At 44.5% G+C, this 11,974-nt stretch carries 4 protein-coding genes; 2 read left to right on the top strand and 2 right to left on the bottom strand.

Going from position 1 to position 11,974, the window contains the following annotated elements; translation table 11 throughout:
• Window positions 1-978: Calx-beta domain-containing protein (locus R7P36_RS24550; RefSeq protein WP_318122326.1), on the bottom strand; the 978-nt coding region annotated here is incomplete at its 3' end.
• Window positions 979-1,367: 389 nt separating this feature from the next.
• On the opposite strand from R7P36_RS24550, the gene R7P36_RS24545 reads away from it, so the two are divergent.
• Both R7P36_RS24545 and R7P36_RS24540 read left to right on the top strand, forming a co-directional pair.
• Window positions 1,368-2,681, top strand: coding sequence for a TolC family outer membrane protein (locus tag R7P36_RS24545; protein WP_021707835.1), 1,314 nt, complete (start codon window positions 1,368-1,370; stop codon window positions 2,679-2,681).
• Between the two features lie 2 nt (window positions 2,682-2,683).
• Window positions 2,684-3,298, top strand: coding sequence for an OmpA family protein (locus R7P36_RS24540; RefSeq protein ID WP_005377363.1), 615 nt, complete (start codon window positions 2,684-2,686; stop codon window positions 3,296-3,298).
• Between the two features lie 87 nt (window positions 3,299-3,385).
• On the opposite strand, the gene R7P36_RS24535 is transcribed toward R7P36_RS24540, so the two are convergent.
• Window positions 3,386-11,974, bottom strand: an 8,589-nt coding sequence (locus R7P36_RS24535) for a tandem-95 repeat protein (protein ID WP_318122324.1), incomplete at its 5' end; no start/stop codon positions are given.

The following is an 11,974-nucleotide window of genomic DNA, read 5'->3' as shown; positions in this document are numbered from 1 at the left end:
GCCTAGCTCGACTTGAACAGTGGACTCGGAGGCATTCGACAGCGTCACTTTGAAGTTCGCTGTCTCACCCTCATTAACCGTACCTGCATCACTCATCGTTACCGCTGGGCGATCATCATCAGGATTTGAGCCAGGTCCACTACCATCATCTAAAATAGTGGCAGTCCCAGTAACAGGTGTGCTTTGTTCTTCTGTCGTGCCAGAGAGCGTAAACGTTTCTGGGCCTTCAAATACAGAGTCGTCAATAGAGTCTATAGAGACCGTAAAGTCACTTTCACCCGGTGGGATCGAAATGGTAAAGGTTCCGCTTTCACCGACTGAAACTTCTTCTGTTGTACCATCAGAAAATGTTATGAGGACACGCTCATTGACGTAGTCACTCCCGTTCTCGTCAGCTGAGCCGCCTGTTGCGGTTCCATCAAGGAGAGAAAGAATGACATCAGTATTGTCTTCAGTTGTTTGACTTAGAGTAATATCGAATACAACTTGGTCACCTTCGTTGATAGTCGGACTAGATATTTCTTGAACTAAGATAGTCGGTGGTACAGGGCCATTAATTACTCTGAAAAGATCCAACAAAGATAGTGCTTGAGTTGTAGATAGTCCGATTCCATCAATACCGACGGTCTCAAAATTCGTACTAGCCAACAATTCAGCGCCAGTACGATCTATTGCACCAGTATTTTGGGGGCTAGAACCACTTTCCTCACCAGCAGCTGGCTCAAAATCCTCACCAAGAGCAGCCGGGTCTTCTCCACTAGCGATAGCCTCGATTAGCGCAGTGACATCATCAGTAACGTTAATTGAACTACCTTGCGGTGTTACCTGTTGTACAATTAATTCTGATGTATCAGAAACTTCCTCAATAATTAATTCACCAGGCTGAGGTAGCTGACCACTTTCAAGACTTCTCAGGTTCCCATCAAGCCCTATAACCACGACATTGCTCATCAATGAACTTAACGCTACTCGATCCATGCTCTTCATCCTTGTATTAGTTTAATTAAAGGCTTGTTACTGCACTAAACACGTCTATAGTTTAGACAAAATATGAATTTTTCGTTTTATTCCAAGAGGATTTAGTTTTTTGAGAGTAATAAGGAAAATAACCGAAGAATTTGCCTTCATTTAAACCAGTTTCCGCTATGCTCTTAAGATAAAAAGGTTTTCTACGAAAAAATCGACCACTTACCAAGCAAGCTTTGCCTCGTATGCTAGAGTTTAGAGAGTAAGATTGTTGTTTTTTATTGAATTAAACATTTAAACATCAACAAGTTGATAATACGCACTAAGAAAATTCATTGTTTGTAACTTCTCGTCTCAAATATGAAACAGAATAAGAGCGACATGATTTTAGGAGAACTAACGTGAGATGGAATCGAGTACATATAGCCTGCTGTTGCTTAATAGTGTCTTCACCAGTTTTCGGTCAAACTCTAGAGCAAGCGGTTGCACAGACGCTACAAAATAACCCCGATATTAAAAGTGCATTTAACGAGTTTATGAGCCAGAAGTACATAAATGAAGCTTCATCAGGTGCTTACCTCCCCTCTGTTGATCTAGATGCTGGAATTGGATATGAAGGATTAGACCCGTCAGATGAAGTTGGTCGAGGAGACACGGATTACACTCGAAAGGAAGCTTCAGTGACACTGACCCAACTAATATGGGATGGTAGCGCTACGTTAAATGATATTGATCGAACCGCAGCTGATGCTGAATCTGTTAGATTTCAACTCTTAGCAGATGCTTCAGATAAGGCACTTGAAGTGACTAAAGTGTACTTGGACGCTGTTAAAGCGTATGAAGTCCTAAAGCTTTCAGAAAACAACCTTGCTGTTCATAAAGATATTTACGATGACATTAAAAAACGAGTCAACTCGGGTATCGGCTCTACTGCTGACTTGACGCAGGTAGAAGCACGTTTGGCAAAAGCACACGGAAACTTAGCTGCTGCTCAAAATAACCTGTATGACTCTCACACGATGTTCACTCGTTTAGTCGGTCAAACACCACAAGGGTTAATCTTTCCGAGAGCGGACCAAAACTTTATCCCGTACACGGTTGATGAAGCGGTAGGCTTGGCATTTGAACTTCATCCCGTTATTCAAGTGGCGCTCGCAGACGTAGACTCGGCTAAGTTTCAATACAAACAGTCTAAAGGTGTTAATTACCCAACCATTTCAATTGAAGCTTCGCAAACATGGCGTGACGACGCTGATGGTTTAAAAGGTCGAAGTGATGAGACACTTGCCATGCTGCGTCTACGCTACAACCTATTCAATGGTGGCAGTGATGCAGCGAACTCAGAAAACTTTGCCTACCAGCTAAATAAAGCAAAAGACTTGCGTGAAGGTGCCTATCGCAATGTTGAAGAAGGGTTAAGGCTTTCTTGGAGTGCGCTTGATTTAACATTACAACAAAAAGAGTTTCTATCAGATCATGTAGACTCTGCGTCTGAAACCGTAATTGCTTACGAGAAGCAATATCGCATCGGTAAACGAACACTGCTTGATCTATTGAACACTGAAAACGAGCTCTTTGAGGCGCGTAAAGACTACTTAGATTCTAAATACGCAGAGCAGTACGCCAAATATCGAGTGATGAACGCAACTGGGCAACTGTTGAGTGCATTAAGGGTTGAAATGCCTAAAGAATGGCTAGAAGAAGTGGAGTATTAATTATGAAACACATAGCTTTTATTACACTCTCATTAATGCTCTCCGCATGCAGTTCATCAGATCGTGGTGATGAATATGATTACATAGATACCCCAATTGCCGATCAGTGGGCTGATCATATAGATGATGACTCTGACGGAGTCATTAACGAGCGAGATTTGTGCCCGGGTACACCTTTGGGTGCCGAAATAGACAACGACGGTTGTGGTTCGTACGTTGACTCCTCACAAGAAATGCAAATTCGAGTACTATTTGCGAACGATTCCGATGTGATCAACCCTATCTTTACGCAACAAATTCTTGAACTATCCGACTTTTTGAAAGAGTACCCGAACACGTCTATAGAGATTCAAGGTTATGCTAGTCGCACTGGTACTGCAGAACATAATCTTGACTTATCTAAGCGCCGCGCTGAAAACGTTAGAAAAGAGCTCATGAAGAACGGCATTAGTGGAGATAGAGTTACCATTGTCGGCTATGGAGACACAGTACTTGCGACACAAGGTACAGACCAAGTTAGTCACGCATTGAACCGTCGAGTAACCGCAACAGTGATTGGCCACAAGGGTGAAGTGAAGAAAGAATGGACCGTTTTCACAACACTTCCAAAAAGCTAGCACAACAATAAACAGACCGTAAAAATAAAAGGTCTAGCAAATTGCTAGACCTTTTTTGATTTTAAATTTGACTACAGTTTAGCGCTACTACATGTCTTTGTACTGAGCTTCTAAACTCGCAATTAAGCTTTGAGTCACATCATCAACACTTGCACCGTCAAAATGGATGTCCAATGTCGAGCTCCCTTTTGTAATACTCAGGTTTGCCTCAGATCCCCCGTCTGGTGCCACTTCTACATGATACTCTCCGACATCACCAGTATGATCACCTGATTGAAGATCATTAAGAAGCTCTCCAATTTCATCTTTAGATAAGTCGTCAAACAGATCTGAGAAGTCTAGAGCGTCTTCATTTTTATTGAAGTCAGTGACAGTATCAACATCGTTAGTGACTTCACTCCACTTAAAGATGTCCGCCCCTTCTGACCCTGTTAAAGTATCACTACCTAAACCACCAATCAGAATATCATCCCCTTCACCGCCAACGAGTATGTCGTTGCCACCGTGACCAAATAGTAAGTCATCACCAGCGCCGCCATATAAATTATCCGATTTATCTCCTTGGTGACTTTGGTTGAATTCTTCCAAGTTATTTCTAACGTACTCATGTATATCTTCGCCGTCAACGGTAGACACATCCTGACCCGTTTGCTGCGCCACATGTGATTGAATCGCACTTAAGCCTTGTTCATTACCACCAAACTCAATTAAGTCACCTAACAAGATATCGTTACCTTCACCTCCTTGAATAGTGTCTGAACCTTGTTTGAGAGGTACATCTTGACCCAATATCGTTTCAGCAAGCTTAGTAACATCAATATCTGACTCTACCACACCATCAGTGTCATACTGCTTGAGTGTATGTTCATCAACGCCACTCCCAAGACCTATCGCTTCTATAGAGGACAATGCCGCTAGTACTTGATACATGTGTTGAGCTTGTGTCGAGCTATTCCCTTCATCGTAATAACGGATAGAGCCATAATATCTGTCGATATCGCCAAGGATTCTTCCTGTTAGCGGTGAATAAACCTTACCGTAACTATCTATAACGACATCACCTTTGTAGGTAACGGTTTGTCCGTATGAGTAATTGTTTTTACTCGCAATATCTTGCAGGGTAACAAGCTTGCCAGAATTATCGACGTCCAAAATCACTTTCGAGAATTCACTCGGTGCTACACCATAGAGGTATGTTGCTCTATTTGGTTGACCATCCGTAACAAAGTACGTGATATTTTGGCCATTAGGGTTAGGTTGACTGCTGAACCATTCAACGGCCGACTGTAAGCCCGCCTCATAGTTTGTGCCGCCAGAACCCTCATCATCAATTACACGATTCAACTCTTCTACAAACTCTTTTCTTGCTGTAAGAGAACTCAAGTCAACAGAAATCACCGCTGATGCACTTGAAGCAAATTCACTAAGGTGAATATTCACTGTCCCTGGCTTCTCTCCTTGATTTACCGCACTTAACAGCTCATCAAACACATCTAGCACTTCTTGCTTCGCAGTTCCTACCCAGTTACCCATGCTCCCTGAAGTGTCCAGAACAAATGCGATGTTGTAGTCCTGACCTGCAATGATCTCCAATCCTTGAACATCACCAACAATAATATCGTGATCGTCACTACCCGTTATCTGATCATTCCCATGCGATCCCGACTCCAACACATAGTCACGAGCTGTAAGCTCAACGGATTCAGTTGTTGAAGCTGCGTCATTATTTGATCCTTCAACAGACGTAGCAGTAACGCTTAGCGGGAACTCTAAGCTGCCTTCATAATCGAATGGCACTCTGATATCCAGGGAAAGCTTACCATCTGTACCAAGAGTGACAGGGTAATCTCCATTTGAATCTTGCTTAATTGCGACCCCATCAACATACACGTCAACACCGTCTGGTAGATCTTGTACAAGAGCAGTCTGCGCTAAATCCTCACTTCCATCGACATCAACTAGATCAACATCCACATCGACCGAAATCCAGCGATCTTGAAGCACTTCATAAGTGCCATCAGGTTTCAAATCAACAATTTTGTCTGCAAAAACAACGCGTTCAATTTCATATAAATGATCACCTCGGTCATCACTACCTGTATGATCGTTTACCGAATCGATAGAACGACTATCTAATAAAATCCAATATGGAACTTTACCTCCATGATCGTCTTTGAAGGTCATTTTGTAGTCATCAAAGTTCCCTGTTAAGTAGACTGTATCTTTACCATCATGCAGAGTGAGACTGGTCGCGTCATCACCATAAAACGTATCATTGTTACCACCGCCAACAAATACGTCATCGCCACCGCCACCATAGAATACATCGTTGAAATCTGTCCCAACAAACAAGCTGTCGGTGTCACTTAAGTCAGTATTGACTCCCAACACAACACCAGCGTGTGTATTAATTTTAGGTACTGCATTATCCAACCCAAGGTTGGCTGCGACAGCCTCATTTTCGGTATTGGTATTATTTATTGCCGATGTAGCTAAGTGATGGTTTGGATCAATAGCATCTCGTTTAACTAAGTCGCCAACATTGATCGTGATCGTAGGTGCATCTGCGATAGCAACAACATTGATATCAAGTGTATTTGTTACGCCAGTATTTGTGGTATAGCTAATTAATGGAACGTCACCTGACCAATGCTCAGCAGGTTCAAATATGTAACTACCATCTCGGTTTACTAGTAACGTACCACTAGTCAAAGAAACACTTTCGCCTACCTCGTAATCAGCACCATCGATAGTAAGATGATCTACCATCAGAATATTGTCGCCGTCAGAGTCATTAAGCAATACATTCCCTTGTAGAGTATTGTCTTCTATGGTTTCGCCCAAATCACTTTCCGTTTCCGTCGGTAAGTTCTCATGTACTACAACATTGATCGCCAAGTTAGATTCTGCTGAATCACCATTCGAGCTTTCTGTACTCGTTGCAGTCAAATTGATAGTGAAGTCATCATGGGAGCCCGCAGGTGGAGTCACAGTAAGTGCATCTAATGCCCAACTTGTCACGTCCAGTTCTTCATCAATAGTTGCGACAGTAATAGAACTATTTCCATCTGAAAGGATCGCACCTACAGGTAAGCCAGTTAGCGTGACTTTAAGTGATTCAGAGCCATCTGTATCATTTAAGCTTGCTTTAATTTCAGAGAGAGGTATCGCTGTATCTTGTAACCCTTCGTTCAGCTGGTATGTTTCGTAAAACGCAACACCATTAACTTCTTGTAGTTCAGACGTTCTGATATCAGTTGCTTCTAGTGCACTTTCATCACTAACTACGTAAAGACTACTATTGCTCAGGTTGACAGGCGCTTGTCCATTAATGGATACATCCACATTAAAGTTACCCGGACCACTTTGGTTATGGTGATAAATTTCAATTGGATAAAAGCCAGATACCGAAGGGGTAAAGCTAGCTCCCTTAATATCACCACTGTAGCTCCCCCAACGAGCTTGATCAAGTAACGTACCACCCAACTTGATTGCAAGGCTATCATCGGCTTGACCGACAAAGTCGTAACTCGAGCCAGCTTCGAGATAAACAAGAGATGTGACTAGAACGGCCTCATTTGCCAAGGTTGCATGAGTCCCTAAATCTTCCACATTTGCCCAACTCAATCGAGTACCATCGGCTTCATTAAGAGCGTTGATCGCTGAGATTAGAGTCTCTCCATTGACCCCCATACCATCACTAGAACCAACTTGAACATTACTCCATGTCGTAACGTTAAACTCTTGTTGAGGCAATGAGTTTAATGGCGTCACTGCAATTAAGTTCGGTTTGTCAGCTACAGGGTTCACGTCTATTGTCAGTGTCGACTCTTGACCAGAGCTCTGCCCATCTGTCGGTTTAAAACCAATTTGAGCGTAACTAGATTCCTGATCTCCGACTTGATTTCCGCCGAAGCTGTCACTGCCTGATTCATTTAATTCAGGTACAAAACGAACACCGTTTTCCTCAAAAAGCGATTTATCGAGGACTTGATCGATTTGTACAGACTGCCAATCGCCTTGCGAATCTCTGTACTCTAATGAGCCATCGCTAGGAAGCGTTGTAATTTGGACGGATAGATCTGATACATCAGAGTCCACATCGCTAATACCGAATGATGACCAATCAAGCATCACTTGAGTATCTTCATTCATCTCAACCACTGAAGGCGAAGATTCAGGAGCATCATTCACATTTACCAGAGAAACATTTACCTCGGCAGTATCAATCCCGCCAGTTCCATCGATAACCTCAACCTGAAGCGTATAATCGCCCAAGTCAACATCATCGATTGTCTTGTTTAATGAAATCTCTCCACTTGTCGGGTCGATATCAAAAATACCATTAGTGCTCGAGCCATCTGCAAAGCGGTATACAAGCACGTCATTATCGTGATCTTCAGCAACGACCGTGCCGATAACGGCCCCACTCACCGTGTTTTCGTTAACTGACCCGAAGTCGTAAACATCATCATTTGGTTTGTCACCAGCACTATCGCCGCCAGAAATAAACTCTGGAGCGTGCTGAGCATCTATAATAGAGACTGTTGCTTCATTCGAGTCACTTGCAAGCGTCGAATCTGCACCAACCGTATCAATTAGAGTCACGGTTAGGTTTTCAAGATCTTCGTAAATACCATCATCGAGAGTTTTTATATCAATCGGCGCCGACGTTTTACCCGCTGGAATCGTGACTGTGTACGTACTTGGAGCAATATAATCTTTGTCATCAACATTCCCTCCGATTGTGAATGTTACCAGTACATCTTCATCTGCTTTTTGGTCAATGTTGACGATAAATTTTGCATCACTACCTTCATCAACTGAGGATTGATCTGAGCTAATAGTCACTTTCGGTGCACTTTGGGCATCAACGATCACAACACTTGCGCTGTTATTTGAAGCAATGCTCGCATCAGCGCCATCAACCTCTTTAATGGTTACTGTGAAAGATTCTGCGCCCTCATAAATACCATCGGTGACCGTCAGTAAGTCAAGAGCAGCTGAAGATTGACCCGCAGGAACTTCAACACTCAGAACGCCAACAAAATCTTTTCCATCTTGGGCCACGCCACTATATTCGACATGAACCGTAACACTCTCATCTGCAACTTTATCAAGTGTCAGCGTAAAGCCTGCCGTTTCACCTTCATTTACGCTATTTTGATCGGCACTAATACTAACTGAAGGTGCAGGATCAGAATCCACAATATTTGCGTTACCAGTTGCAATACCATTACTGCTGACACTACCGATTTCCGTAACCGTCAGACCAAAGCTCTCATCACCTTCATGGACATTATCTAGTTTGGTCGGGACTACGACTTTAATTTCAGCGACACCTGGAGGTATAGTAACGTCTCCATTAGGCGCTATATCTAACGTTTGAGTTTGACCATGAGTATCCACATAGGTCACTACCATAGTGCCTAGATCAACATCTTCCGCAGTATAGCTATCATTTGTTGTTGACTTCAGATTGACGACAACGGCCTCTTGAACAGGGTTAGAGAGTAAAACGGTAAATATTGCGTCAGTTCCTTCAATTACATCGCCAGCATCTATTACGCTAAGTTCTGTACTATCATTATCAAGAACTGTTGCCGTCCCCGTTTCACCTCCGAGCTCAAGAACGACCGTTTCGCTGCTTTCCACAACCAAGTCATCAATAGTCGGAATCGATATTTCGAAGCTACTTATACCTGCAGGAACAATCAAGTAACCACCTAAGAAAACAACACCATTTGTATAGGTTGCATTTGATAGATTTACGTCATTCTTATCAACTGAAGAACCTTGAGCAAGCATATCAACTTGGTACTTAACGGCAGTGCTAGTGGTTTCATTTAGAACAACCGAGAACGTGACATTGTCACCCTCAGTCACGCTATCACCGACCACAGACAGGCTTGGCCCATTTTCAGCAATATTACCATCTAGCATTTCATTAACGATATTGACTGTAGATGGATCGCTAACGCCATTTTCAGAGTCGACTGCCACATATCCAAAGCTGTCTTCGGCAGGTACACCTTCTACATAACGTAACTCCCAGTTCCCTTCATTTTTCGTAGAAAAATCTAACTGAGTAATGACCGAACCTTCAGGAAGAGCTAGCTCTTTCCCATAACCAACGCTTGTTTCTTGGAATAGCATGAAGTTGCCTTCAGGCTTCAAAAACTCGAACGTTTGAGTCTGTTGGACATTATTTGAATCTAAGTATGTAACCGTAATAAGTGCTGCGTTGTCATCACCGTAATCAAACAATCCACCTAATCCATCTAAGCCAAGGTTTACGCTGCCCACAGGATTATTAGACAAATCGATCGTAATCGTTTCACCTTTCTCAATACCCTGCCCATCATTGTCAGCGATACCATTGCCGATGTGTGACACCTGGCGGTTGTACTGCGCAAGCTCACCGCTATCAGAAGAAATGGTGATAGAAGCTCCATTTGCTAAATGCTCAGTACGGGAGTGTGATGGACCTCCGTCCTCACTTAGCCCCCAATTATTGAAATCTGTTGTAGACTCGGAACTATTTAGTGTATCTGGGCGATCCTTGATACCTAATAAGAAACCCACATTATCAGCTTCATAGTAAAGGCTGTCTTTGTCATAAAGCGTATCGCTTACTTCTTTAATTTCGTGCAACTCACCATCACTATCTTTAAAGAACAACGTACCTGAGGTTGGCAGTTCAGTAATTCGGACATGTAGATCGTTGCCTTTTAAGTCGTCTTCAACATCCGCGATATGATCTTGAGAGTCACCGCGACCCAGAGGCTTCGTATCGGTATCAAACACAACGTGCGTAAGCTGATCATCGGCCACATGCGTAAAGTCTTCACTGTCAGGTTTGTCGTTCACTGGCGTGACATCGACGTTCACCGTGGTGGACTCACTGACGCCACCAGAGGTAACGATGTAGGTGAAGCTGTCTGTACCGTGGTAGTTGTCGTTTGGCGTGTAAGTGACGCTGCCATCCGGGTTGACCGAGACCGTGCCGTTGGCTGGACCGTTATTGGTATCCAGTGACACCACTTTGTCGTCGCCTTCAAACGTGTCGTTACCTAGGACGTTAATGATGGTCGGCGTGTCTTCCACAACCGTCGCGTTGTCTGCCACGATGTCCGCCACAGGGGCTACCGTGAAGTTCACCGTTTGGCTAACGCTTTCGCCGCTTGGATCGGTGGCCGTAAACGTCAGCGCTTCTGAGCCGTTCCAGTCTGCCGTTGGAGTGAACGTAGCAATACCGTTGACGATCGCCACTTGAATGTTGCTGTTGCCAGAAACACTGAAACTCAGCTCGCCATCAACATTATCCACATCACTGAAAGCGGTGTTTAGATCGATGCTGTATGGCGTAAAGTCTTCCGCCAAGGTTTGGTCTGCAATGCTGCTTTCAACCACAGGCGTGTCGTTCACCGCATTCACGGTGACGTTGACCGTTGCTTGGTCAGTCAGTGAACCATCCGTAACGGTGTAAGTAATTTCGGCGTCGCCATGGAAGTTCTCGGCCGGTGTGAACACCAATTTGCCGTCAACAATCTCGACTGTGCCTTGCGCTTCAGGTACAGACGCCGATTGGATAGACAGCGTATCACCATCAATATCAGTGTCGTTTGGTAGGACATCAATCGTGACAGCGGTATCTTCTTGTGTTGTTGCCGCGTCATCGTTTGCCACTGGCGCATCATTGACTGGTGTGACATCGACGTTCACCGTGGTGGACTCCGATACCCCACCGGAGGTAACGATGTAGGTGAAGCTGTCAGCCCCGTGGTAGTTGTCGTTTGGCGTGTAAGTGACGCTGCCGTCCGGGTTGACCGAGACCGTGCCGTTGGCTGGGCCGTTATTGGTATCCAGCGACACCACTTTGTCGTCGCCTTCAAACGTGTCGTTACCTAGGACGTTAATGATGGTCGGCGTGTCTTCCACAACCGTCGCGCGGTCAGATTCAATATCTGCCACAGGCGCAACCATAAAGTTTACCGTTTGGCTGACGCTTTCACCGCTTGGATCGGTAGCCGTAAAGGTTAACGCTTCTGAGCCGTTCCAGTCTGCCGTTGGGCTAATGGTCGCGATGCCATTTTCTATTGAGACATTGACATTACTGTTACCTGAGACGCTAAACGTTAACTCACCATCGGCGTTATCCACATCACTGAATGCGGTATTTAGATCGATGGTGTATGGCGTGAAATCTTCCGCCAAGGTTTGGTCTGCGATGTTGCTTTCAACCACAGGTGTGTCGTTCACCGCATTCACGGTGACGGTGACCGTCGCTTGGTCAGTCAGTGCACCATCGGTGATGGTGTAAGTGATTTCAGCGTCACCATGGAAGTTCTCAGCCGGCGTGAAGACCAGTTTGCCGTCAACAATCTCGACTGTCCCTTGCTCACTCGGCACAGACGCCGATTGGATAGACAGCTTATCGCCATCAATATCGGTGTCGTTTGGCAGAACATCAATCGTCACTGGCGTGTCTTCGTCAGTGACAGCGGTATCATCTTTTGCCACTGGCGCGTCATTCACTGGCGTCACATCGACGTTCACCGTGGTGAATTCCGATACCCCACCGGAGGTAACGATGTACGTGAAGCTGTCTGTACCGTGGAAGTTGTCGTTTGGCGTGTAAGTGACGCTGCCGTCCGGGTTGACCGAGACCGTGCC

It is taken from the genome of Vibrio sp. 397, from assembly GCF_033339395.1.
GTDB classification, from domain to species: Bacteria; Pseudomonadota; Gammaproteobacteria; order Enterobacterales; family Vibrionaceae; genus Vibrio; species Vibrio alginolyticus.
The sequence above is the reverse complement of the archived record's forward strand: the minus strand, read 5'-3'. Positions and strand labels throughout refer to the sequence as shown.